This window comes from Kitasatospora sp. NE20-6 (genome assembly GCF_045862635.1).
Window position 1 is genome coordinate 297,060 of sequence record NZ_BPRL01000004.1, and the last position, 24,761, is coordinate 321,820.

The following is a 24,761-nucleotide window of genomic DNA, read 5'->3' on the forward strand; positions in this document are numbered from 1 at the left end:
GAGGCACCGTGCCGGTCATTTCTAGCCCACAGGAATTCAACGAGGACGAGCTCTTCCTGGACCTGCGGTCCTCGCTCGGAATTCCGCTGTACCTGAAGTGCGAGGGGCTGAATTTCGCCGGATCCATCAAACAGAAGGCCGCCGTCGCGATGGTCGAGGCGGCCGAACGCGCCGGACTCCTCGCGCCGGGGTCGATCCTCGTCGAGTCGTCGTCCGGCAATCTCGGCGTCGCCCTCAGCATGGTCGCCGCGAGCCGCGGCTACGGCTTCCTGTGCGTCACCGACTCCCGCTGCAACCTCGCCACCCGGCGGCTGATGGAGGCGTTCGGCGCACAGGTCCACACCGTCACCGACCCGACGCCCGACGGCGGCCTGCTGGGCGCCCGGCTGGACCACGTCCGCCGGGTGGTCGCGGCGGACTCCCGCTACGTCTGGCTCAACCAGTACCTCAACCCCAACAACTGGCAGGCGCACTACCGGACGACCGCGCCGGCCATCGCCCGGCAGTTCCCCGGTCTCGACGTGCTCTTCGTCGGGGCGGGCACCACCGGCACCCTGATGGGGTGTGCCCGCTGGTTCCACGAGCACCGGCCGCACGTGCGGATCGTCGCCGTCGACAGCGTCGGTTCGGTGGCCTTCGGCGACGAGCCCGCCACCCGGATGATCCCGGGCCTGGGCGCGGGCGTCCGGCCGCCGCTGCTCGACGAGTCCTTCGTCGACGAGGTGATCCACGTGGCGGAGGCGGACACCGTGCGGATGTGCCACCGGCTCGCGGCCCGCGGCTTCCTGCTGGGCGGCTCCACCGGCACGGTGGTGAGCGCCGCGGCCGGCTGGCTCGCCGGCCAGGTGTCCGAGGGGCGCGGCCTCACCGCGGTGGGCATCTCCCCGGACCTCGGCGAGCGCTACCTCGACACCGTCTACCAGACCAACTGGGTGCAGGAGCTGTACGGCCCCGAAGCCCTCGAATTCGCCGCCGGGGTCGTCCCCGAACCGGCCTGACCCGTCCGACGACGAACCGAGAGGAGGTGGTGTCCGATGGCCGAGGCGACCGCGGTGCTGCCGCGGGCGGACCTGCCCGCGGCCGGCCCGCCCACGGCCGGCGCCACCGAGGCACCCCGGGCCGAGGCACTGCTGCGGGGACTGCTCGCAGGCGCCCGCCACCGGGTGATCGAGCACCCGCCGGAGGGCCGCACCGACCTGGCGAGCGCGCTGCGCGGCCACCCGACGGGCCAGGCCGCCAAGTGCATCGTGGTGCGGGTGAAGCTGACCGGCCGGGCGGTGCGCTACGGGCTCGCCGTGGTGCGCGGCGACGACCGGGTCGACCTGGAGGAGGTCCGGCGGATCCTGGGCGGCAGCAAGGCCGCCTTCGCGGACCGCGCCACCGCCGAACGGATCACCGGCTGCGTCAGCGGTTCGGTGATCCCGTTCTCCTTCCATCCCGAGCTCGACCTGCTGGCCGACCCCGGCCTGCTCGACCAGGAGGAGATCTTCTTCAACGCGGCCCGGCTCGACCGGTCCGTCGCGATGCGGCCGGCGGAATACCGCAGGATCGCCCGGCCCCGGGTGGAGCGTGTCGCGGCACGGTGAAATGCCGTGTGAGCAGGTCTTTATCAGGTGACGTCAGGAGTGAAAACAGATCGATAAAGGACCGAAGCCGTCGCTTCCTACTGTCCTTCCCGACGGAAGAAAGCAGCACCGGCCACGACGGAAAAGGTTGACATGTCCTTCATCGGCGGCACCATCGCGCAGCGCACCACCAACGCCCTCCTCGTCAGCGCCGCCCTGCTGGGCCTCGCGATGACGGCCGGGTCGCAGGGCGTCTCCGCGGTGCTCGCCGAGGGTGCCGTCGGCCCCGTCGTCACCGTGCCGGTCACGCCGAACGGGAACCAGGACTGGGTGTGACCCCACCCCGCGCGAACCGGCCGGAGCCCCTCGGTGACACCGGGGGGCTCCGGCCGTTCCCGTCGCCCGTGCGACGGGCGTGTGAACCGTCGGCGGAGCCGCCGGGCCCGCGTGCACCCGGCGGGCATGATGGCGGGCATGGATCTCCGTATCTTCACCGAGCCGCAGCAGGGCGCCTCCTACGACACGCTGCTGCGGGTGGCGCAGGCCGCCGAACACCTCGACTACGACGCCTTCTTCCGGTCCGACCACTACCTGCGGATGGGGGACGGCGACGGCCTGCCCGGCCCGACCGACGCCTGGACCACGCTCGCCGGACTCGCCCGTGAGACGCGGCGGATCCGGCTCGGCACGCTGATGACGGCGGGCACGTTCCGGCACCCCGGGGTGCTGGCGATCCAGGTCGCCCAGGTCGACGCGATGAGCGGCGGCCGGGTCGAGTTCGGCCTGGGCGCGGGGTGGTTCGAGGCGGAGCACACGGCCTACGGCATCCCCTTCCCGGCGGGCCGGATCGACCGGCTGGAGGAGCAGCTCGCCGTCATCACCGGCCTGTGGGGGACGAAGACCGGCGAGACCTTCGACTTCGCCGGGACGTACTACACGCTGAAGGACTCGCCGGCGCTGCCGAAGCCGGTGCAGGAACGCATCCCGGTGCTCGTCGGCGGCACGGGACCGAAGCGCACCCCCGCCCTCGCGGCCCGCTACGCCGACGAGTTCAACCTGCCGTTCGTCCAGGTCGGGCAGACCCGGGAGCAGATCGGCCGGGTGCGGGACGCCGTCGCCGCGGCGGGCCGGCCGGCCGACGCGATGACCTACTCCAACGCGCTGGTCGCCTGTGTCGGCAAGGACGACGCGGAGGTGGCACGCCGGGCCGCGGCGATCGGCCGCGACGTCGACGAGCTGAAGGCGAACGGCCTGGCCGGCACCCCGGACGAGGTCGCCGAGCGGATCGCCGCCTACCAGGAGGCCGGCAGCAGCCGCATCTACCTGCAGATCCTCGACCTCGACGACCTGGACCACCTGGAGCTGATCGCGACCCGGGTGCGGCCGCAGCTGGCCTGAGCGGCCCGGGCCCGCCGGTTAGGGTGGGCCGCGACCGATCGGAGGACGGGATGGCGACCACGCCTGCGGCGACGGCGGCCGGCACCGGCGGCCCGCTGGCCCTGGTGGCGGCGAGCGCATCGGTGCTCGCCGTGCCGGAGCTCGGCGAGCACCTGCTGACACCGGTGGAGCGGGAGCGGGCGGACCGCTTCCGCACCGCGCGGCTCCGCGACGACTTCGTCGCGGCCCACCTGCTCGTGCGGCTCTGCGCGGCCCGCCTGCTGGACGTGCCCGTGACGGTGCCCGTGCTGGAGCAGTACTGCCCCGACTGCGGGCAGCACGGCCACGGCGCGCCCCGGCTGGCCGGCCGGCCGGAGGTCGGGCTGAGCATGTCGCACACCACGGGCGCGGTGGCGGTCGCGGCGGGGCCGGGGCCGGTCGGCGTCGACGTCGAGACGACGGAGAAGGCCCCCGCCCCGGTGGAGCTGTACGACCGGGTGCTGACCCGGGCGGAGACGGCGGCGGTCGCCGCGCACACCGATCCGCGGCTGGCCTTCCTGCGGCAGTGGGTGCGGAAGGAGACGCTGATCAAGATCGGCCGGGCCACCCTGGACTCGATGAGCGGCATCGACCTGTCCGCGCTGCCGCTGGACGTGCCCGCGGGCCCGGAGCCCGCGCAGTACCGCTACGAGGACCTGTGGCTCACCGACTGGGCCGATCCACGGGGCGGGTTGCTCATGACCGTGGCCGGCGCCCGGCCGGCCCGGATCGTCACCCTCGGAGGGCCGGCCCGGGACCGGGAGCGGTCCCTGTCCGGACCGGCCTGACCCTGCCCGGGGCACAGGGCGTCGCGCAGGCACCGGGCAGGGTTCGGCGCAGGGCACCGGGCAGGGCTTCCGCGCAGGGTGGCCCTGGCGTACCCCGGCAAGGGAGGGCCCTGGGCAGCGGGCGCGGCCGACCGCAGAGTGGTCGCACCGGCCCGCCGCACGGCAGGCCGCCCGAGCCCCAGGAGCACCGATGAGCTACCCCGCCCTCGCCGCCCGCACCGCCGTCGTCACCGGAGCCGCCAGCGGCATCGGCGAGGCCACCGCCCGCCTGCTCGCCGCGGGCGGCGCCCGGGTCGCCCTGCTCGCCCGGCGCGCCGACCGGCTGGACACGCTCGCCGCGGACATCACCGCCGCGGGCGGCCGGGCCCTCGCCGTCACCGCCGACGTCACCGACCAGGCCTCCGTCGACGCGGCCGTCCTGGCGGTGCACGACGCCTACGGCCCGGTCGACCTGGTGGTCAACAACGCCGGTGTGATGCTGCCCAACCCCGTCGCCGACGGCCGGATCGACGAGTGGAACCGCATGATCGACGTCAACCTCACCGGCGCGCTGCGCGTCATCCGCGCCTTCACCGCCGACCTCGTCGGGGCCGCCGCCGAGGGCCGCACCGCGGACCTGGTCAACGTCTCCTCGATCGCCTCCCACGTCGTCTTCCCCGACTACGCCGTGTACGCGGCGACCAAGGCCGCGCTCACCCAGCTCTCCGTCGCCCTGCGCACCGAGCTGGGCCCGCTCGACGTCCGGGTCGGCACGGTCGAGCCGGGCCTGACCGGGACCGAACTCGCCGGGCACGTCGACAACCCGGTCCTGCGGGAGCAGCTCGACGGGATGTTCACCGCGATTCCCGCCCTCACGGCCGAGGACGTCGCCGACCTCGTCGCCTACACCGTCAGCCGTCCCCGGCACGTCAACCTGCGCCAGTCGGTCGTGCTGCCCACCCGGCAGGCGTGAGCCCCACCGGCAGGCGTGAGTCCCGACTGCCGGACCGCACACAGGCGTTCCTGGTCCTGCCAGGGCCAGGCACACCACCGGCCGGCCGGGGCACAATCGGTGCATGAGTCCGACGATCGACCTGGGCGGGTTCCTGAAGACCCGCCGTTCCCGTCTGCGCCCCGAGGACGTCGCCCTGCCGGACCACGGCGGCCGGCGCCGGGTCGCCGGACTGCGCCGCGAGGAGATATCCCGGCTCGCCGGCGTCAGTGTCGACTACTACACCCGGATCGAGCAGGGCCGGGCGTCCAGCCCGTCGCCGGCCGTCCTCGACGCCCTCGCCCGGGCCCTGCGCCTCGACCGGGACGAGACCCGGCACCTGCACCGCCTCGCCCAGCCCCGCCCGGCGGCGCGCCGCACCCCCCGGCCCGGGGCCGAGCAGCAGGTGCGCCCCATGCTCCGCCTCCTGCTGGAGGAACTGCGGGACGTCCCGGCGGTGGTGATGGGCCGGGGCATGGACGTCCTCGCGTGGAACGCCGCGGCCTGCGCCCTGCTCGGCGACTACGCCGCCAGACCCCCGGCCGAGCGCAACATCGCCCGCGTCACCTTCCTCGACCCGGCCTCGCGGGAGCTCTACGCGGACTGGACCGCCTGCGCCCGTGAGAACGTCGCCTACCTGCGCATGGAGGCCGGCCGGTACCCCGACGACCCGGTGCTCGCCGCCCTGATCGGTGAACTCTCCCTGCGGAGCGAGGACTTCCGGCGGTGGTGGGCCGCCCACCCCGTCCAGGACAAGACCTCCGGCACCAAGCGGTTCCACCACCCCGTCGTCGGCGACCTGGACCTCACCTACGAGACCCTGAGGGCCGCGGACGACCCCTCCCAGGCCCTGATCACGTACGCCGCCGCGCCCGGCACCCCCTCGTACGACGCGCTGCGGATGCTGCTCGCCTGGGCGGCCCCGGCCGCCGCCGACCGGTCCGGCGGGCTGAGGCAGGTCTGAGACGGCGCCGGGGCCGCACCCGGGCGGTGCCCGGGTGCAGCCGCGGGCTCGGCGTCAGCGCGGGCGCAGTTCCAGCGTGCAGCACTTGACGCTGCCGCCGGCCTTGAGGAGCTCGGTCAGGTCGACGCCGATCGGCTCGAAGCCGCGCTCGCGCAGCCGCTTCCCGAGGTGCACGGCGGCGTCGGGCAGCAGCACGTGCCGGCCGTCGGAGAGCGCGTTGAGGCCGAAGACGGCCGCGTCCTCGGCGGTGGCGAGGATCGCGTCCGGGTAGAGCTCGCGCAGCACCGCGCGGCTGCCGGGGCTGAACGCCTCCGGGTAGTACATGACCTCGTCGTCGGAGAGCACGGCCAGCGCGGTGTCCAGGTGGTAGAACTCCGGGTCGACCAGGGTGAGCCCGACCACCGGGAGCCCGAAGAACTCCTGGGCCTCGGCGTGCGAGCGCGGGTCCGTACGGAAGCCGGTGCCGGCGAGCAGCGTGCGGCCGGCCAGCAGGTAGTCGCCCTCGCCCTCGTTGATGTGCTCGGGCCGGTGGACGTCGGTGTACCCGTGCCCGGTGAACCAGGAGAGGTAGGCGGGCCCCTCGGCCGTCCGCTCGACGTGCCGGAACCGCGCGCCGAGCACCCTGCCGTCGACGACGGTGGCGCCGTTGGCGGCGAACACCATGTCAGGCAGGCCCGGGACCGGTGCGATCACCTCGACCGTGTGCCCCAACTCCTCGTAGAGCCGCTTCAGGCCGGACCACTGCGCCTCGGCCAGCCGGGTGTCGACCGGCTTGGCCGGGTCCATCCACGGGTTGATCGAGTAGCGGACGTCGAAGTGCTGCGGCGGGCACATGAGGAAGCGGCGCGGGCGGGCCGTCCGGCGGGGTGCGGCGGGCACGGCCGGGCGGCGGGCGGGGATGTCGTCGGTCGAGGGCATGCAGGTCTCCAGGTGGGTGGGCGGCGGCACAGGATCACTGCGCCGCGCTCGGCTGCGGAGCGCGCGGGCCGGGCCGCCGGCCGCCGGATCCGGCGGCGGGCGGGGGCTGCGGTACGGCGGAGCGGTGGTGCTGCGGTACGGCGGAGCGGTGGTGCTGCGGCGGGCGTGGTGCGGGGCGCGCCGGTGGTGCGGGTGGCGCCGGGTCGTGCGGGCGGGACGGGTGCGGGTCGGCACGGGTCGGCCGGGGTGTGTCCACCCCCTCGGCAGCGCCCCATCATACGGTTAGGCTAACCTAACCATGAAGCTGCGGCGCCGGCCCCGGCTCCTCCTGCTCCGACTCACTCCGGAGGGCTCGTTGCCGCCTCCCACACGTCGTCAGACGGCCCCCGCCACCGGACCCGGGGCCGGATCCGAAGCGTTCCGCACGGTGGTGCCGGCATGAGCGCCGACACCGAACTCGAAGGGCGCGTCGCCCTGGTCACCGGCGCGGCCCAGGGCATCGGTGCGGCCGTGGCGGCGACGCTCGCCGCCCGCGGCGCCGTGGTCGTGGCCGCCGACCGGCACGTCCCGCACCCGGGTGTCACCCTGCTCGACGTCACCGACGCCGCCGCCGTCGAGGATCTCGCGGAACGCACCGAGCGCGAGACCGGTCCGATCGACATCCTGGTGAACGTCGCGGGAATCCTCCGCCCGGCCGCCGTCCTCGACATCACCGACGACGACTGGGCGCGGACCTTCGCCGTCAACACCACCGGCGTCATGCACACCAGCCGCGCGGTCGGCCGCCGGATGGCCGCCCGCGGGCGCGGCGCCGTCGTCACGGTCGGCTCCAACGCGGCGGGCGTGCCCCGCACCGGCATGGCCGCGTACGCCGCGTCGAAGGCGGCCGCCACGATGTTCACCCGCTGCCTCGGCCTCGAACTCGCCCGTGACGGCGTGCGCTGCAACCTGGTCTCCCCGGGCTCCACGCACACCGACATGCAGCGGTCCCTCTGGGCCGACGACACCGCCGAGCAGCGCGTCCTCGACGGCGACCCGGCCACCTACCGGGTCGGCATACCGCTCGGCCGGATCGCCGACCCGGAGGACGTGGCCGAGGCCGTCGCCTTCCTGGTGAGCGACCGCGCCCGGCACATCACCATGCACGACCTCTACGTGGACGGCGGCGCCACCCTCCGTGCCTGACGCCGGGCCGCCCGCCTCCCCGGCCGGCCACCGCCCGGCCCCGGGTGCGGGCCCCGCCGGGGCCGAGCCGCCACCGGTGCCCCACCAACCTTCCGAACGGAGCATCATGACCACGGCCTTCGAAGCCCGTGACGCGATAGTGCCGCAGCCCTCCGCGGGCGACCTGGTGGCCGGCTACCGGGCGGGCCCGGCCGCCGCGCTCTTCGCCGGTCCGACCGGCACCCTGCTGGCCGAGGGCGTCCGGCAGGCCGTGCCCGACCCGGCGGACGTCGCCCGGGTGCTGCGCGAGGCCTCCGGCCGTGACCCGCACGGGGCCGCCGGCCGCCCGGCGCGGCCGCTGGTCGTCGGGGCGATCCCGTTCGCCCCGGACCGCCCGGCGGAGCTCTTCGTGCCCGCCGCGGTCCGCTGGGCCCCGCCCGCGGCGGACGACCCGCTGCTGCAGCTCCCCCCGCCCGCGGCGGCCGCGCCCGCGTGGCGCCAGCAGCCGCAGCCCGCACCCGTGCTCTACCGGGCCGCCGTGGCCGAGGCCGTCCGGCTGATGGGCCGCGACCCGGAACTGCGCAAGGTGGTGCTGGCCCGCACCCTGCAGCTGACCTCGCCCGGCGGCGCCGACCTCCGCGCGATGCTGCACCGGCTGATCCACCGCGACCCGCACGGCTACACCTTCGCGGTGCCGGCCGGCGGTGCGGCCACCCTGGTCGGCGCCAGCCCCGAACTCCTGGTCTCCCGCCGCGGCCGCGCCGTGGTGTCCAACCCGCTGGCCGGCTCCGCCGCCCGCAGCGCAGACCCGGCGGAGGACGCCGCCCGGGGCGCCGCCCTGCTGGAGTCGCCGAAGGACCGCGCCGAGCACGCCTTCGTCGTCGACGCCGTACGCCGCTCGCTCGCGCCGTTCTGCGCCGAACTCCACGTGCCCGAGGGCCCGGAGCTGATCCGCACCGCGGCGATGTGGCACCTCTCCACCACCGTCACCGGCACCCTCGCGGACCCGGCGGTCTCCGCGCTCGACCTGGCGCTCGCCCTGCACCCCACCCCGGCGGTGTGCGGCACGCCGACCTCTGCCGCACGTGAACTCATCGGCGGCCTGGAGCCGTTCGACCGCGGCCTGTACACCGGCGTGGTCGGCTGGGGCGACGCGGCCGGTGACGGCGAGTGGGTCGTCACCCTGCGCTGCGCCGAGGTCGAGGGCGACCGGCTGCGGCTCTTCGCGGGGGCCGGCGTGGTCGCCGACTCGCGGCCCGACGACGAACTCGCCGAGACCGCGGCGAAGTTCCGGACGTTCCTGCACGCCGTCGGCCTGGAGGAGGGCAAGTGACCTACTGGCCGGACGAGTTCGCCGACCGCTACCGGGCCGCCGGGTACTGGACCGGCGAGCCGCTCGACGCGATGGTCCGCCGGCACGCCGCGGCGCACCCCGACCGGGTCGCCGTCACCGACGGCGACCGCCACTGGAGCTACGCCGAACTCGACCGCCGGGCCGACACGCTGGCCGCGGGCCTGCACGCGCGCGGGATCCGCCGCGGCGACCGGATCGTCCTCCAGCTGCCCAACACCGCGGAGTTCTTCGAGGTGTTCTTCGGCGCCCTGCGGGCCGGCGTCGTCCCCGTCATGGCGCTGCCCGCGCACCGCCGCGCCGAGCTCTCGTACTTCTGCGGGTTCGCCGGCGCCCGCGCCCTGTTCGTCCCGGACCGGCACGCCGGGTTCGACCACCGCGCGCTGGCCGCCGAGGTGCTGGCGGAAGTCCCCGGCCTCGGGGAGGTCGTGGTGGTCGGCGACGCCGGCCCGTGGACGCCGGTCGACGCGCTGCGCGCCGCCGGGGCCGGTGCGCCCGTGCCGGAGCCGCCCGCCGCGTCCGACCTGGCCTTCCTCCAGCTCTCCGGCGGCTCCACCGGCCTGCCGAAGCTGATCCCGCGCACCCACGACGACTACCTGTACAGCGTCCGCGAGTCGGCCCGGATCTGCGGACTCGGCCCGGACTCCGTCTACCTGTGCGCCCTGCCCGCCGCCCACAACTTCCCGCTCAGCTCGCCCGGCACGCTCGGCACGTTCTGGGCGGGCGGCCGGGTCGTGCTCGCGCCCGACCCGAGCCCGGGCACCGCCCTGCCGCTGATCGAACGCGAGCGGGTGACCCTGACCGGCCTCGTGCCGCCGCTGGCGCTCGCCTGGGCCGACGCGGCACCGGGCCTCGGCGCCGACCTCTCCAGCCTGCGGCTGCTGCAGGTCGGCGGCGCCAAGCTCAGCGAGGAGGCGGCCCGCCGGCTCGGCCCGGCCCTCGGCTGCCGCCTCCAGCAGGTCTTCGGCATGGCGGAGGGACTGGTCAACTACACCCGCCCCGACGACCCGGAGCCGACCGTGCTCACCACCCAGGGCCGCCCGATCTCGCCCGACGACGAGGTCAGGATCGTCGACGACGAGGACCTCGACGTGCCCGACGGCGGCACCGGCCACCTCCTCACCCGCGGCCCGTACACCATCCGCGGCTACTGGAACGCCCCCGAGCACAACGCCCGCGCGTTCACCGCCGACGGCTTCTACCGCACCGGCGACATCGTCCGCCGCACCCCGACCGGCCACCTCGTCGTCGAGGGCCGCGCCAAGGACCAGATCAACCGCGGCGGGGAGAAGGTCGCCGCGGAGGAGGTCGAGAACGTGCTGCTCGCGCACCCCGCCGTGCACGACGTCGCCGTGGTCGCCACCCCCGACGACTACCTCGGCGAGCGCAGCTGCGCGTACGTCATCCTCCGGCCCGGCGCCGAACGGCCGCGGCCGGTGCAGCTGAAGGCGTTCGTCCGGGCCGCCGGCCTCGCCGACTACAAGGTGCCGGACCGGGTCGAGTTCGTCACCGCCTTCCCGCAGACCGGCATCGGCAAGGTCAGCAAGAAGGACCTCCGGGCGGTCGCCGACTAGCGCCCGCCCGGCCCGGCCCCGGCCCGCCCCCCACCAGCACCCCGACCCGCCCCCGCACGCCCCCCGGCACCGCCCGGAGCACCGAGAGACGAACCCCATGGCACTGCCCCGCATCTCCCCCTACCCGCTGCCCGGACCCGACGCGATCCCCGGGCCGAAGGTGCCGTGGCGGGTCGACCCCGACCGCGCCGTACTGCTCGCGCACGACCTGCAGAACCACTTCCTCGCGGCGTTCACCCCCGACGCCCCGCCGCTGGCCCCCGCCCTGGCCAACACCGCCCGGCTGCTGCAGTGGGCCCGCGGCCTCGGCATGCCCGTCGTCTACTCGCACCAGCGCGGCGGCCAGACCCCCGCGGAGCGCGGCCTCCAGCAGGACTTCTGGGGGCCCGGCCTGCCGGCCGACGCGCACGCGCAGGCCGTGCCGGACATCGTCGCCCCGGTCGAGGGCGACACCCTGCTGACCAAGTGGAAGTACAGCGCGTTCGTCCGCACCGACCTCGCCGAGCAGCTCGCCGCGGCCGGCCGCGACCAGCTGGTGATCGTCGGCGTGTACGCGCACATCGGCGTCCTCATGACCGCCTGCGACGCGTGGATGCGCGACATCGAGGCCTTCGTGGTGGCCGATGCGGTGGCGGACTTCGACGAGCAGCGCCACCACGAGGCGCTACGGTGGGCCGCCGAGAAGTGCGCCGTCGTCGTCGGCACCGAGCAGCTCCTGGAGGGCAAGTGAGCACCGCACCCACCGCCGGCCGACTGGTCGCCGACGACGTCAGCCTCCGCTACGGCGAGCGGGCCATCGCCACCGACCTGTCGGTGGCCGTGCCGGACGGCTCGTTCACCGTGATCGTCGGGCCGAACGCCTGCGGCAAGTCGACCCTGCTCCGCGCCTTCGCCCGGCTGCTGAAGCCGTCCGCCGGCCGGGTGCTGCTGGACGGCGAGCAGATCGGCGGCCTGCCCTCCAAGGAGCTGGCCCGCCGCCTCGGCCTGCTCCCGCAGAGCTCCACCGCGCCGGACGGCATCACCGTCGCCGACCTCGTCGCCCGCGGCCGCTACCCGCACCAGGGCCTGTTCCGCCAGTGGTCGCGCGAGGACGAGCGGGTGGTCGCCGAGTCGATGGCCGCCACCGACGTCGCCGCACTCGCCGACCGGTACGTCGACGAGCTCTCCGGCGGCCAGCGCCAGCGCGTCTGGCTCGCCATGGCGATCGCCCAGCAGACCTCCCTGCTGCTGCTCGACGAGCCCACGACCTTCCTCGACATCGCGCACCAGATCGAGGTGCTCGACCTGTGCGCCCGGCTCCACCAGGAGCAGGGCCGCACCCTCGTCGCGGTGCTGCACGACCTCAACCAGGCCGCCCGGTACGCCACCCACCTGATCGCCATGCGCGACGGCGCGGTCGTCGCCGAGGGCCCGCCCTCCGAGATCGTCACCGCCGAGCTCGTCGAGCGGGTCTTCGACCTGCCGTGCCAGGTCATCGAGGACCCGCAGACCGGCACCCCGCTGGTCGTGCCGATGGCGCCGAAGCACGCCGCCGTCCGCCGGTGACGCTGGCCGTCCGCCCGTCCGTCCGGCGCGCCACCGAGGCCGACGCCGACGCGCTGTACCGGCTCTCCGAGCCGTTCATGCGCGGCGGCGCGCTGCGCCGCCGGACGATCGCCGACTACCGGGCGGCCATCGGGTGGTACCTGGTGGTGCCGGGCGTGCTCGGCCCGGACGGCTGCGCCGCGCTGCGCCCGCTGCCGCCCGACCCGGTGCACCCAGCGGCGGGGGTGCTCTACAACCTGTGCGTGCGGGCTGGTCGGCAGGGGGCGGGGCTCGGCCGCAGCCTGGTGGAGGGCGTCCTCGACGAGGCGGCCCGGCAGGGCGTCCGCGAGGTGTTCACCGCCACCACCGGCGACGGCCGGCTGTTCCACCGGTACGGCTTCCGGCCGGTGCCGCCCGCCCTGGCCCCGGCGTCGTGGGCGGCCGCGCTGGACCCGGCCCGCGGCTCCCGCGTGCACCGGTGGGAGGCCCCGGCGCCCTGACCGGTGCCGGGCCGGGCGCCTGCCGCTACAGCCCGGCCCGGCCGCGCCACCGGCCGGCGATCAGCCAGATCAGGTAGCCGCCGCCGACCACGCCGGTGAACACCCCGACCGGCAGCTGGGTGGGGGCGAGGAGGCGCTGCGCGGCGATGTCGGAGGCGGCGAGCAGGACGGCCCCGAGCAGGGCCGAGCCCAGGAGGTTCGGCCCGGTGGCCCGGGTGAGCCGCCGCACGGCCTGCGGCGCGACGAGCGCCACGAACGGGATCGGTCCGGAGGCCGCGGTCGCGGCGGCGGTCAGCGCGACGCCGACCAGCACCAGGCCGATGCGCACCGGCTCGGCCCGCACCCCGAGCGAGCAGGCGGCGTCGTCGCCCATCTCCAGCATCCGCAGCGGGCGGCCGAGCAGCAGCGCGGCGGGCAGCAGGACGGCGAGCGCCGCGGCCATCGGCACGACGTGCTCCCAGCCGCGCGCGTTGAGGCTGCCGGTGAGCCACACGGCGGCGCTCTGCGCGTCGCCGAACGACGCCCGGGCGATCAGGTAGGCGTTCAGCGAGGAGAGCAGCGAGCTGACGCCGATGCCGACCAGCACCAGGCGGTACCCCTGGGTGCCGCCGCGCCGGGACAGCAGATGGACGAGCACGGAGGTGGCGAGGCCGCCGGCCACGGCGCCGCCCGCGACCGCCGCCGCGCTGCCGCCGATCAGCAGGATCACGGTGAGGGCGCCGGTCGCCGAGCCGACGGTGAAGCCGATGACGTCCGGGCTGCCCAGCGGGTTGCGGGCGACGGCCTGGAAGAGCGCCCCGGCGAGGCCCAGCGACGCGCCCACCAGCAGGGCGGTCAGCAGCCGGGGCATCCGGAGCTCCATGACGATGTAGTGCTCGCCGCGGGTGCCGCCGCCGGTGAGCACGTCGACGACGGTCGAGGCCGGCATGGGGAAGTCGCCGAGCGTGAGCGTCCACACCGAGACGCCGGCCAGGGCGGCCAGGACCAGCAGGCAGACGGTCGCGGCCCGCGGGTGCAGCCGCAGCGAGTACCCGCGGGGCAGCCGGACGGCGGCGAGCGGCACGGGCCCGGGCGGTGCGGCCGCGGCGGGCTGCGCGGTCGTACCGGTCGGGTGCACGTCGGTGCTGTTCACAGGTTGGCGATCCTCCGGCCTCGGACCAGGGCGATGAAGAGCGGGGCACCCGCGAAGGCGGTGACCACACCGACCTGGAGCTCGGCCGGGTGCAGGGCGAGCCGGCCCACGATGTCCGAGGCCAGCAGCAGCACCGGGGCGAGCACCGCGGAGAGCAGCAGCACCCAGCGCTGGTCGGGCCCGCAGACGTACCGGGCGACGTGCGGCACGGCGAGGCCGACGAAGGCGATCGGGCCGACCGCGGCGGTGGCGGCACCGCACAGCAGGGTGACGGCGACCATCGCGAGCACCCGGGTGCGGGCGGGGCCGGCGCCGAGGGCCTGCCCGGCGTCGTCGCCGAGCGCCAGCGCGTTCAGCGGCCGGGCGAGGGCCAGGGCGAGCACGCCGCCGGCCGCGAGGAAGGGCAGCACCTGGCCGAGCACCGCGGAGTCGACACCGGCGAGGGTGCCGACCTGCCAGTAGCGGAACCGGTTCAGGGTGAGCGGGTCGAGCAGCACGAGGCCGTTGACGACGGCGGTCAGCACCGCGGTCACGGCCGTCCCGGCGAGGGCCAGCCGGACGGGTGTCGCCGCGGCCCGCCCCGCGGATCCGAGCACGTGCACCACGACGGCCGCGGCCGCCGCCCCGGCGAGCGCGAACCACACGAACGCGTGGAAGCCGCGCAGGTCGAACAGGGCGGTCGCGCAGGCGACCGCGGCCGCCGCCCCGCCGTTGACCCCGAGCAGGCCCGGGTCGGCGAGCGGGTTGCGGGTCATCGCCTGCATCAGCGCGCCGGAGAGGCCGAGCGCGGCGCCCACGGCGATGGCGAGCAGGGTGCGGGGGATGCGGGCGTGGTGGACGACGATCCAGTCGTCGGACGCCGGCTCCCGGTGCAGCAGGACGTGCAGCACCTGGGCCGGCGGGATGTACCGGGAGCCGATCGCGACGCCGGCCACCGCGAGGACGGCCAGCAGGGCGAGGGAGCCCAGCAGCCAGGCGACCTTGCGCCCGGTGCGGGCGGGCCGGGCGGCGGTGCCGGCGGCGGGGTGCTTGTCGAGGACGGCGGTGCTCATGCGTGGGGGGTGTGCTCGTCCTCGTGGTGGTCGTGGTTGACCACGCCGCGCTTCCAGTACCCGTCGACGTCGACCTGGTCCTTGCCGAGGCCGCGCTCGTTGCGCAGGTGGCGGCGGATCGGCCGGAGGGAGTTCGCCTCGCCGGCGACCCAGGCGAAGCCGGTGCCGCCGGGCAGCTCGGCGGCGCGGACGGCGCGCTCCAGCAGGTCGGTGCTGCCGGGGGCGGCGTCGCCGCGGTGCAGCCAGGTGAGGGTGAGGTCGGTGGCCGTCTCGAAGTGCTGCTCGTCGGCGGGGCCGGGCACCTCGGCGAAGGCGACGACCCGCACGCCGGCGGGCAGCATCTCCAGCCAGCGGCCGAGGGCGGGCAGTGCGGTCTCCTCGGCGGCGAGCAGGTACCAGTCGTGGACGAAGGGCACCTCCTCCGAGCCGCGCGGCCCGAGGATGCCGAGCTGCATGCCGGGTGCGGCGGCGGCCGCCCACGAGGAGCCGACCCCGGTGCCGTGCAGCACCATGTCGATGTCCAGTTCGCGGGCGTCGCGCCGGTAGTGGCGGACGGTGTAGTCGCGGGTGACCGGTTCGACCGGGGCGTCCATCCAGGTGTCGTCCACGACCACCGGCTCGACGGGGAGCGTGTCGCCGGGGTGGGCGAAGCACACCTTCACGTGGTCGGTCGGCGCCTGCTCGCGGAAGTCCTCCAGCGACTCGCCGCCGAACGTCACGCGGACGGTGCCCGGGGTGATCCGGTGGACCCGCTTCACCTCCAGCAGGCGGTACCTGAGGGGGTGGCGGACGATGCGCATGCGGGGTGGGGCGGTCTCGGTGGTCATCGTTCGCCTCGATCCGGTGAGTGGTGGCGCCGGGTGCGGATGTGCAGGTGCCGTCGGTCCGCTGACGGACCGACGGCACCCGGGCACACGCTGATTATTAGGTTAGCCTAACCTCGCAGGTCCGCACCAGGCGTGCCGGCACCCACCAGCCGTCCGCCGTCCAGCCGGACCACCCGCGGCAGCCGGGCGATGGTCGCCGGCCGGTGCGCGATCACCACGAGCGTGCAGTCCGCCCGCAGTTCGTCCAGGGCGTGCTCCAGCCGGCCCGCCGTCACCGGGTCGATGTCCGCGGTGGCCTCGTCCAGCACCAGCACCGCCGGATCGGCCAGCACCGCCCGGACGACGCCCAGGATCTGCCGCTCGCCCGCGGACAGCCGTCCGCCGTGCCGGCCGACCTCGGTGTCCAGCCCGGCCGGCAGGTCGGCGATCCACTCCCGCAGGCCGAGCTGCCCGACCGTCCGCTCGATCCGCTCCCGGTCCGGTGCGCCCTGCACCAGCGCCAGGTTGTCCGCGACCGTGCCGGACACCATCCGCACCTCCTGCGGCACCAGCACCACCCGGCGCCGGAGCTCCTCCTCCGGGATCTCCCGCAGGTCGGTGCCGGCGAAGCGCACCGTGCCGCCGTCCGGCCGGTAGAGACCGCACAGCACCTTGGAGAGCGTCGTCTTGCCGGAGCCGGTCTCGCCGACCACACCGGTACGGCTGCCCGCGGGGAAGTCCAGCGTGACGGCGCTCAGCGCGGAGCCCTCCGCGCGGTAGCCGAACTCCACCGCCTCGCACCGCAGGTCGCCGCGGAGCGGCAGCCGCCCGGGCTCCCCGGACGCCCCGGCGGCCTGCTCCGGCGCGGTCGCCGCCAGCAGGTCCAGCAGCCGGGCCAGGCCCGTCCGGGCGGTCTGCGCCTCGCCGACCAGCTGCGAGAGGTCGGTGAACGAGTCGAAGAGCGTACGGCTCGCCACCACGAACACCACCACGGTGGCGAGCGGCAGCCGTCCCTCCGTGACCAGCCAGCCGCCCACCACGAGCAGCACCACCAGCGCCAGCCCCTCCACCAGGCTGACCAGGTCGATGCGGTTCTCCACCCGCAGCGCCCGCGCGGCCGTCCGGACGGCGTGCGCGTTCTCCCGGTCGAAGCGCCGCGTCCAGCCGGTCAGGCCGCGGGAGGTCTGCAGCGCCTCACGGGCCGTCAGCGTCTCCGAGAACGTCGCCGCGACGGCCGCCTCCGCCTGCGCCTTGCCGCCGAACGCCGACGGGGCGTCCCGCTGGAACCACCGCGTCACCAGCAGCGTCAGCGGCACGAAGACCGCCAGCTGCACCAGCAGGAGCAGCCACGAGTACCAGCCCAGCACCACCAGGGTGAAGAGCAGCGTCGCCGTCGACGCCACCAGGTTGCGCAGGTGCAGCCGCACGAACGCCGCCAGCTCGGCGACCTCGCCGGTGGCCCGGCGCAGCAGCTCCCCGCTGCGGTGCGTCTCCAGGAACCGCAGCGGCGCCGTCGCCAGGTGTTCGACGGCCCGCTCCCGCAGCCCGCGCACCACCTCCTCGCCGGCCCGGATGAGCATCAGCTCGCCGGCCCGGGCGAAGACCAGCTGGGCGGCGCCGAGTACGGCCAGCAGGCCGACCGCCAGGCCGAGCCCGCCGCGGTCGCCGTCGCGGACGGCCCCCACCGCCAGGCCGATCAGCGGGGCGACGGCCACCAGGGCCGCCGAGTCCGCGAGCCCGACCGCGAGCGCACCGGCCATCCGGCCGCGGTGCGGGCGCAGGTACGGCGCGGCGCGGCGCAGGACGGCCCGCTCGTCGGCCTCGTCGTTCAGCAGCGGCTGCTCAGCCACGGCCCACCTCCACGGGGGTCGTCTGCGGGGTACCGGAGTCGTTCGCAGGGTCGGTCCGGTCCGGCCGGTCGAGGGGCGGCTCAAGCCGGACGGTCCGATCGGCGGCCTCCAGCACGGCGGTGCGGTGGGTGGCGAAGACGAGCGTCCGGTCGGCGGCCCAGGCCCGCAGCCGGTCGAGCACGAGCTGCTCGGTGGCGGTGTCCAGCGCGGAGGTGGCGTCGTCGAGCAGCAGCACCTGCGGGTCGCCGAGCAGCGCGCGGGCGATGGCCAGGCGCTGCACCTGCCCGCCGGAGAGGGCGGTGCCGCCCTCGCCGAGCTCGGTGGCGTAGCCGTCCGGCATGGCGGTGAGCTGGTCGTGGATGCCGGCGGTGCGGCAGGCCTCGTGCAGCAGGCCGTCGTCGAGGTCGCGGCCCAGCCGCAGGTTGTCGGCGACCGTGCCGGACAGCAGCAGCGGCCGCTGCGCGACGTACGCGATCCGGGCGCGCACCTCGTCGAGGGCGGCGGTGCGCAGGTCGGTGCCGCCGTAGGCGACGGTGCCGGTGGCCGGGTCGTCGAGCCGGACGGGCAGGCGCAGCAGGGTCGACTTGCCCGCGCCGGTGGCGCCGCTGACGGCGACGAACTCGCCGTGCGCGACGGTCAGGTCGAGCGGGGCGAGCACGGTGCGGCCGTCCCGGACGGCGCGGACGCCGGTCAGGGTGAGCGCGCCGGTCGCGGGCAGCGGCCGGGCGGTGCCGGGCGCGGGCTCCGCGACCTCGGGCAGCAGCGACAGCGCCTCGTCGATCCGGGCGGCGGCGACGTCGGCCTGCCCGCGCTCCAGCATCCGGTCGACGAGCACCCGGGTGGCGAGCGTGATGATCGCCATCCAGGAGGTGAAGGCGACCAGGCCGCCGATGCCGAGCCGGCCGTCCAGCACGGCGAGGCCGCCGATGCCGACGCCCGCCGCCACCGCCAGGCGCGGCACGAACGGGGCGATCGCCGCCCAGCTCGCCTCGATCCGGGCGGCGTCCACGGTGCGGGCGGTGACCTCGGCGCTCGCCGTGTGGTGCCGGTCGACCAGCGGACGGTGGCCGCCGGTGCCGCGCAGCCCGGTGCCGACCTGCAGAAGGTCGGCCACGGCGTCCGCGCGGACGCCGTGCGCCCGGGACAGCTCGCCGCTGGCCGCCGCGAACCGCTTCGGGAAGTACAGGTTGACCCACACCAGGAACGGCAGGGTGCCGAGCGCCACCAGCAGCAGACTGACGTCGAGCGAGGCCAGCGCGGGCAGCACCACGACGAACGTCGTGCCGAGCACCACCCAGATCGCGAGGCCGTGCACCCACTCGCGCACCAGGTCGGTGTCGCGGGTGGCGCGCATCGCCAGGTCGCCGTGGCCGCGGGAGCCCAGCGCGGCGCGGTCCAGCACCGCGAGGTGCCGCAGCAGCCGGGAGCGCAGGTCGGCGCCGACCCTGGCGTCCGCGTACCCGGCGCAGTACTGCCAGGCGTACAGACCGGCGAACTGCACCGCGGCGGTGACCGCGGTGGCCGCGCACCAGGTGAGCAGGGCGTGCCGGTCGTGCTTCTGCAGCCCCTCGTCGATGGCCTTCTCGACGCACCAGGGCACGGCGAGCAGCGCCACCTGGCGGATCGCCGCGGCGATCATCGCCGCGGCGACGAGGGCCCGGTGCGGGCGCAGCGAGCCGCGCAGCAGGGCCCGGGCCCGACGGCGCCGCTCGGGGGAGAGCGCGCCGGGTTCGAGGTCCTCGCCGGCCAGCCGTTCCGCGGTCATGCCGTCGTCCGGGGATCCGGGCGGGTCCGTCTGATGGGTGCTCACTCTTCGGTCCGTCTGTTCGGTTCGGTGGGCCCGTCCGGCCGGTGCGGCCGGGACGGCCCGCGGGGCCGGATCCCGGGGGCGGTGCGGCGGCACCGCCCCCGACGGGTCCGTCAGGAGGTCGCGGCCTCGGAGCGCGCGATCAGGGAGGCGGGGCGCATGTCCGTCCAGTGCGCGTCCACGTAGTCGGAGCAGCCCTGGCGGGTGTCCTCGCCGTGCACGGCGGTCCAGCCGGCCGGCACCTCGGCGAAGGCGGGCCACAGGGAGTGCTGGTTCTCCGCGTTGACCAGCACGAAGTAGCGGGCGTCGTCGTCCTCGAAGGGGTTGGTGGTGCTCATGGTGTCGTCCTTGTCGGTGGTGGGTCGGTGGTGGGTCGGTGGTGGTCGGTGAGGGGCGGAAGTGCAGGGGCGGGTCAGCCGGAGCAGCTCGGGGCCGGGCCGTCGCCGGGACGGCCGAGAGCGCCGTCCACGAGCCGGTCCACGAGGAACGCGGTCAGCGCCGCGACGGTGGGCCTGGCCAGGAGGTCGGCGAGGCACAGCTCGCCGTCGAACTCGGTGCGGAGCCGCTGGAGCAGCGCCATCGCGAGCAGCGAGTGCCCGCCGAGGTCGAAGAAGTTCTCGTCGATCCCGACCTCGGGCAGGCCGAGCACGTCCGCGAAGGCGGCGTGCACGACCCGCTCGGTCGCGAACCGAGGCTTGCGCCGCGGCCCCGTCGCCGTGAAGTCGGCCGCGGTGGGCGCCGGGAGGGCCTTGCGGTCGAGCTTGCCGTTGACGGTGAGCGGGAGGGCGTCGAGGACGACGAACGCCGACGGCACCATGTACTCCGGCAGCCGCTCCGCCAGCGTGCGGCGGATCTCCGCGGTGTCGGCCGTGTGCTGTTCCGCCGGGACGAGGTAGGCGGTGAGGCGTTTGGTGCCGGGGGTGTCTTCGCGGACGAGGACGGCGGCGTGGGTGATGTGGGGGTGGGTGGTGAGGGTGTCTTCGATTTCGCCGGGTTCGACGCGGTAGCCGCGGATTTTGACCTGGTCGTCGGCGCGGCCGAGGAAGTCGAGGAGGCCGTCGGGGCGTCGTCGGACGATGTCGCCGGTGCGGTACATGCGGTCGCCGGGGTTGCCGTGGGGGTCGGCGACGAAGCGTTGGGCGGTGAGGGCGGGTCGGTCGAGGTAGCCGCGGGCGAGGCCGATGCCGTTGATGTAGAGCTCGCCGGGGATGCCGATGGGGACGGGTCGCAGGTGGTGGTCGAGGACGTGGGCGATGGTGTTCCAGATGGGGCGGCCGACGGTGGCGGTGTCGCTGTCGAGGGTGCCGCCGCCGAGGGTGTTGATGGTGTATTCGGTGGGGCCGTAGAGGTTGTAGCCGGTGGTGCCGGGGGTGGTGCGGAGGGTGGTCCAGAGGGTTTCGGCGACGGCTTCGCCGCCGAGGAGGACGAGGACGGGGCGGTGGCGGTCGTTGTCGAGGAGGCCTTGTTCGACGAGGGCCTGTGCGTAGGAGGGGGTGACGTTGATGACGTCGATGCGGTGGTCTGCGCAGTAGGTGGAGAGTGCCTGGGCGTCGCGGCGGAGGGCTTCGTCGAGGACGTGGACTTCGTGGCCTTCGACGAGCCAGAGGAGTTCTTCCCAGGACATGTCGAAGGAGAAGGAGACGGTGTGGGCGATGCGCAGGCGGCGGTTGCCGGCGGAGGTGACGACCGGGTCGAAGATGGCTTGGCGGTGGTTGAGCTGCATGTTCGTCAGGCCGTGGTAGGGGGTGACGACGCCCTTGGGGCGGCCGGTGGAGCCTGAGGTGAAGATGACGTATGCGGGGGCGTCGGGGATGTAGGGCGTGGTGAAGGGGGTGTCGGGCAGGGTGTCGAGTTCGGCCTGCACCTCGGTGGAGTCGAGGAGGAGCAGGGTCGGGTGTTCGGGCATCAGTCCGGCTGCTGTCGAGTCGGTGACGAGGCAGACGGGGTTGGTGTCCTCGACCATGAAGGTGAGGCGGTCGCGGGGGTAGTCGAGTTCGAGGGGGAGGTAGGCGGCGCCTGCGCGCAGGACGGCGAAGAGGGCGGCGACCATGTCGGGGGAGCGGGGCAGGCCGAGGGCGACGGTCTTCTCGGGGCCGGCGCCGTGGGTGGTGAAGAGGCGGGCGAGTCTGTTGATGCGGGCGTCGAGCTGGGCGTAGGTCCAGGTGTCGGTGCCGAAGACGAGGGCGGTGTCGTCGGGGACGAGGGCGGCGCGTTCGGCGAGGAGGTCGGCGACGGAGGCGTCGGGGAGTTCGTGGGCGGTGTCGGCCCACTCCCCGAGGATCAGCCCCCGCTCCCGCTCCGTCAGCACGTCCAGGGTGCCGATCCGGCGGGCCGGGTCGGCGGCGACCTGCGCCAGCACGGTGAGCAGCCGCTCGACGAGCGCCTCCGCGGTCGACCGGTCGTACAGGTCGGCGGCGTACTCGAAGGCGATGTCGATCTCCTCCGCGGAGGACGTCTCCTCGAAGTTGAAGTCCAGCTCGAACTTGGCCGCACCCAGCTCGAACGGCAGGATCCGGCTCTCCAGGCCGAGCAGCCGGCCGGCCGCCCCGTCGTTGTGCTGGTAGCCGAGCATCACCTGGAACAGCGGGTGGCGGCCGGGCACGCGCGGCGGGTTGACCGCCTCGACGAGCCGGTCGAACGGCAGGTCCTGGTGGGCGAAGGCGGCCAGGTCGGCGTCGCGGGTGCGGGTCAGCAGCTCGGCGAAGGTCGGGTCGCCGGAGAGGTCGTTGCGCAGCACCAGGGTGTTGACGAAGAAGCCGACGAGCCCGTCCAGCGCGGTGTCCGAGCGGCCCGCGACCGGCGCGCCGAGCGGGATGTCCGTACCGGCGCCGAGCCGGTGCAGCAGCGTCGCCACCGCGGCCTGCAGCACCATGAAGGTGGTGGTGCCGGTCGCGCGGGCGGCGTCCCGCAGCCCGCGGTACACCTCGGGCCGCACCTGGGCGTGCACGGTGTCGCCGCGGTACCCGGCGGCCGGGGTGCGCGGGTGGTCGGTGGGCAGGGCCAGCTCCTCCGGCAGCCCGGCCAGCGCCTGCTTCCAATGGGCGACCCGACGGGCGTGCAGGCTCTCCGGGTCGTCGCCGCCGCCCAGCAGCTCCTCCTGCCAGAGGGTGTAGTCCGCGTACTGCACGGGGAGCGGCACCCACGCCGGGGCCCGCCCGGCCGCGTGCGCGGTGTAGGCGGCGGTCAGGTCGTCGACGAAGGGCAGCATCGACCACTCGTCGCCGGCGATGTGGTGGAAGAGCAGCACGAGGGCGTGGTCGGCCGGGCCGACCTCCAGCACGGTGACCCGCAGCGGGCGCTCCGCGGCGAGGTCGAAGCCGTACCGGACGGCGGCCTGCACGTCGTCGGCGAGCCGCTCCTCGCCGGACGCCACCACGTGCACGGTGCCGTCGGCGTCCAGCACCTGCTGGAACACGCCGCCGTCGCGCTCGGTGAAGACCGTGCGCAGGCTCTCGTGCCGTTCGGTGACGGAGCGGACGGCGGCGCGCAGCGCGTCGAGGTCGAGCGGGCCGGAGACCCGCACCACCAGCGGCACGTTGTACGCGGAACCGGAGTCGTCGAGGTTCTGCAGGAACCACATGCGGCGCTGGGCGTGCGACAGGGGCAGCTCGGCGGGCCGCTCGCGGCGGGCGAGGGCCGGGCGCGGGTCGCCGCCGGCCGCGGCGCGGTGGGCGAGCCCGGCGGGGGTCGGCGCCTCGAAGAGGTCGCGTACGGCGAGCTGCACGCCGAGCGCGGACCGCACCCGGCCGACGAGGCGGGTGGCGAGCAGCGAGTGTCCGCCGAGGTCGAAGAAGTGCTGCTCGGGGCCGACCCCGGTCAGGCCGAGCACCTCGGCGAAGAGTCCGCAGAGGATCTCCTCGCGGGCGTCGCGCGGGGCCCGGCCGGTGCCCGTGCCGGTGCTCTCCGGTGCGGGGAGGGCCTTGCGGTCGAGCTTGCCGTTGACGGTGAGCGGGAGGGCGTCGAGGACGACGAACGCCGACGGCACCATGTATTCGGGGAGGCGTCCGGCGAGGTCGCTGCGTACGTCGGCGACGTCGACGCCGTGGCCGGTGGGGACGAGGTAGGCGGTGAGGCGTTTGGTGCCGGGGGTGTCTTCGCGGACGAGGACGGCGGCGTGGGTGATGTGGGGGTGGGTGGTGAGGGTGTCTTCGATTTCGCCGGGTTCGACGCGGTAGCCGCGGATTTTGACCTGGTCGTCGGCGCGGCCGAGGAAGTCGAGGAGGCCGTCGGGGCGTCGTCGGACGATGTCGCCGGTGCGGTACATGCGGTCGCCGGGGTTGCCGTGGGGGTCGGCGACGAAGCGTTGGGCGGTGAGGGCGGGTCGGTCGAGGTAGCCGCGGGCGAGGCCGATGCCGTTGATGTAGAGCTCGCCGGGGATGCCGATGGGGACGGGTCGCAGGTGGTGGTCGAGGACGTGGGCGATGGTGTTCCAGATGGGGCGGCCGACGGTGGCGGTGTCGCTGTCGAGGGTGCCGCCGCCGAGGGTGTTGATGGTGTATTCGGTGGGGCCGTAGAGGTTGTAGCCGGTGGTGCCGGGGGTGGTGCGGAGGGTGGTCCAGAGGGTTTCGGCGACGGCTTCGCCGCCGAGGAGGACGAGGACGGGGCGGTGGCGGTCGTTGTCGAGGAGGCCTTGTTCGACGAGGGCCTGTGCGTAGGAGGGGGTGACGTTGATGACGTCGATGCGGTGGTCTGCGCAGTAGGTGGAGAGTGCCTGGGCGTCGCGGCGGAGGGCTTCGTCGAGGACGTGGACTTCGTGGCCTTCGACGAGCCAGAGGAGTTCTTCCCAGGACATGTCGAAGGAGAAGGAGACGGTGTGGGCGATGCGCAGGCGGCGGTTGCCGGCGGAGGTGACGACCGGGTCGAAGATGGCTTGGCGGTGGTTGAGCTGCATGTTCGTCAGGCCGTGGTAGGGGGTGACGACGCCCTTGGGGCGGCCGGTGGAGCCTGAGGTGAAGATGACGTATGCGGGGGCGTCGGGGATGTAGGGCGTGGTGAAGGGGGTGTCGGGCAGGGTGTCGAGTTCGGCCTGCACCTCGGTGGAGTCGAGGAGGAGCAGGGTCGGGTGTTCGGGCATCAGTCCGGCTGCTGTCGAGTCGGTGACGAGGCAGACGGGGTTGGTGTCCTCGACCATGAAGGTGAGGCGGTCGCGGGGGTAGTCGAGTTCGAGGGGGAGGTAGGCGGCGCCTGCGCGCAGGACGGCGAAGAGGGCGGCGACCATGTCGGGGGAGCGGGGCAGGCCGAGGGCGACGGTCTTCTCGGGGCCGGCGCCGTGGGTGGTGAAGAGGCGGGCGAGTCTGTTGATGCGGGCGTCGAGCTGGGCGTAGGTCCAGGTGTCGGTGCCGAAGACGAGGGCGGTGTCGTCGGGGACGAGGGCGGCGCG

General features: G+C 75.0%; 21 protein-coding genes. 13 read left to right on the forward strand and 8 right to left on the reverse strand.

The window, feature by feature from the left end:
* Window positions 1–8: 8 nt before the first annotated feature.
* The 7 genes from sbnA (at window position 9) to SNE206_RS05500 (ending at window position 5,703) form a co-directional block, all read left to right on the forward strand.
* Window positions 9–998: a 2,3-diaminopropionate biosynthesis protein SbnA gene (gene sbnA, locus SNE206_RS05470; RefSeq protein ID WP_407912200.1), complete on the forward strand. Its 990-nt coding sequence runs from the start codon at window positions 9–11 to the stop codon at window positions 996–998.
* A 36-nt stretch (window positions 999–1,034) separates the two neighbouring features.
* Window positions 1,035–1,586 carry a YbaK/EbsC family protein gene (locus SNE206_RS05475; RefSeq protein ID WP_407912201.1) on the forward strand — a complete coding sequence of 184 codons (552 nt, stop codon included), beginning with the start codon at window positions 1,035–1,037 and terminating at the stop codon, window positions 1,584–1,586.
* Between the two features lie 132 nt (window positions 1,587–1,718).
* Window positions 1,719–1,901 (forward strand): hypothetical protein, encoded by a 183-nt coding sequence (locus SNE206_RS05480; RefSeq protein ID WP_407912202.1) that lies wholly within the window; start codon window positions 1,719–1,721, stop codon window positions 1,899–1,901.
* Between the two features lie 138 nt (window positions 1,902–2,039).
* On the forward strand, window positions 2,040–2,963 hold the full coding sequence (locus SNE206_RS05485) for an LLM class F420-dependent oxidoreductase (protein ID WP_407912203.1): 924 nt from the start codon (window positions 2,040–2,042) through the stop codon (window positions 2,961–2,963).
* Between the two features lie 50 nt (window positions 2,964–3,013).
* The gene (locus SNE206_RS05490; RefSeq protein ID WP_407912204.1) at window positions 3,014–3,769 is read left to right on the forward strand and encodes a 4'-phosphopantetheinyl transferase family protein; all 756 of its coding nucleotides are present in this window, start codon (window positions 3,014–3,016) and stop codon (window positions 3,767–3,769) included.
* A gap of 190 nt (window positions 3,770–3,959) precedes the next feature.
* Window positions 3,960–4,721, forward strand: coding sequence for an SDR family oxidoreductase (locus SNE206_RS05495; protein ID WP_407912205.1), 762 nt, complete (start codon window positions 3,960–3,962; stop codon window positions 4,719–4,721).
* 103 nt (window positions 4,722–4,824) lie between these two features.
* Complete coding sequence (locus SNE206_RS05500; protein WP_407912206.1) at window positions 4,825–5,703, forward strand: helix-turn-helix transcriptional regulator; 879 nt, start codon at window positions 4,825–4,827, stop codon at window positions 5,701–5,703.
* Window positions 5,704–5,757: 54 nt separating this feature from the next.
* Here SNE206_RS05500 and ddaH read toward each other — a convergent pair whose 3' ends face one another.
* Window positions 5,758–6,621 (reverse strand): dimethylargininase, encoded by an 864-nt coding sequence (gene ddaH / locus SNE206_RS05505; RefSeq protein ID WP_407912207.1) that lies wholly within the window; start codon window positions 6,619–6,621, stop codon window positions 5,758–5,760.
* A gap of 438 nt (window positions 6,622–7,059) precedes the next feature.
* Between ddaH and dhbA the strand changes: the two genes are divergently transcribed.
* The 6 genes from dhbA (at window position 7,060) to SNE206_RS05535 (ending at window position 12,734) form a co-directional block, all read left to right on the forward strand.
* Window positions 7,060–7,806, forward strand: coding sequence for a 2,3-dihydro-2,3-dihydroxybenzoate dehydrogenase (dhbA, locus tag SNE206_RS05510; RefSeq protein ID WP_407912208.1), 747 nt, complete (start codon window positions 7,060–7,062; stop codon window positions 7,804–7,806).
* 106 nt (window positions 7,807–7,912) lie between these two features.
* Complete coding sequence (locus SNE206_RS05515) at window positions 7,913–9,118, forward strand: isochorismate synthase (protein WP_407912209.1); 1,206 nt, start codon at window positions 7,913–7,915, stop codon at window positions 9,116–9,118.
* Entirely contained in the window at window positions 9,115–10,710 is a 1,596-nt protein-coding gene (locus SNE206_RS05520) for a (2,3-dihydroxybenzoyl)adenylate synthase (RefSeq protein ID WP_407912210.1), read from the forward strand. The genes SNE206_RS05515 and SNE206_RS05520 overlap by 4 nt, the downstream gene beginning before the upstream one ends.
* Window positions 10,711–10,807: 97 nt before the next feature.
* The gene (locus tag SNE206_RS05525) at window positions 10,808–11,440 is read left to right on the forward strand and encodes an isochorismatase family protein (protein WP_407912211.1); all 633 of its coding nucleotides are present in this window, start codon (window positions 10,808–10,810) and stop codon (window positions 11,438–11,440) included.
* Window positions 11,437–12,255, forward strand: a complete 819-nt coding sequence (locus SNE206_RS05530; RefSeq protein ID WP_407912212.1) for an ABC transporter ATP-binding protein — start codon at window positions 11,437–11,439, stop codon at window positions 12,253–12,255. Before SNE206_RS05525 ends, SNE206_RS05530 begins: the two co-directional genes overlap by 4 nt.
* Window positions 12,252–12,734 carry a GNAT family N-acetyltransferase gene (locus SNE206_RS05535; protein WP_407912213.1) on the forward strand — a complete coding sequence of 161 codons (483 nt, stop codon included), beginning with the start codon at window positions 12,252–12,254 and terminating at the stop codon, window positions 12,732–12,734. The genes SNE206_RS05530 and SNE206_RS05535 overlap by 4 nt, the downstream gene beginning before the upstream one ends.
* 25 nt (window positions 12,735–12,759) lie before the next feature.
* Here the strand turns inward: SNE206_RS05535 and SNE206_RS05540 are convergent, their stop codons facing one another.
* The 7 genes from SNE206_RS05540 to SNE206_RS05570 all read right to left on the reverse strand — a co-directional run.
* On the reverse strand, window positions 12,760–13,866 hold the full coding sequence (locus SNE206_RS05540; protein WP_407912214.1) for a FecCD family ABC transporter permease: 1,107 nt from the start codon (window positions 13,864–13,866) through the stop codon (window positions 12,760–12,762).
* Window positions 13,863–14,918 (reverse strand): FecCD family ABC transporter permease, encoded by a 1,056-nt coding sequence (locus SNE206_RS05545; protein ID WP_407912215.1) that lies wholly within the window; start codon window positions 14,916–14,918, stop codon window positions 13,863–13,865. The genes SNE206_RS05540 and SNE206_RS05545 overlap by 4 nt, the downstream gene beginning before the upstream one ends.
* Window positions 14,915–15,745, reverse strand: a complete 831-nt coding sequence (locus SNE206_RS05550; protein ID WP_407912216.1) for a siderophore-interacting protein — start codon at window positions 15,743–15,745, stop codon at window positions 14,915–14,917. Before SNE206_RS05550 ends, SNE206_RS05545 begins: the two co-directional genes overlap by 4 nt.
* Window positions 15,746–15,852: 107 nt before the next feature.
* Complete coding sequence (locus SNE206_RS05555; protein WP_407912217.1) at window positions 15,853–17,574, reverse strand: ABC transporter ATP-binding protein; 1,722 nt, start codon at window positions 17,572–17,574, stop codon at window positions 15,853–15,855.
* A complete protein-coding gene (locus SNE206_RS05560) occupies window positions 17,567–19,384 on the reverse strand; it encodes an ABC transporter ATP-binding protein (protein ID WP_407912218.1) in 1,818 nt (605 codons plus the stop codon). Before SNE206_RS05560 ends, SNE206_RS05555 begins: the two co-directional genes overlap by 8 nt.
* A 110-nt stretch (window positions 19,385–19,494) precedes the next feature.
* Window positions 19,495–19,719 (reverse strand): MbtH family protein, encoded by a 225-nt coding sequence (locus SNE206_RS05565; RefSeq protein ID WP_407912219.1) that lies wholly within the window; start codon window positions 19,717–19,719, stop codon window positions 19,495–19,497.
* A gap of 74 nt (window positions 19,720–19,793) precedes the next feature.
* On the reverse strand, window positions 19,794–24,761 hold a 4,968-nt coding region (locus tag SNE206_RS05570; protein ID WP_407912220.1), incomplete at its 5' end, for an amino acid adenylation domain-containing protein.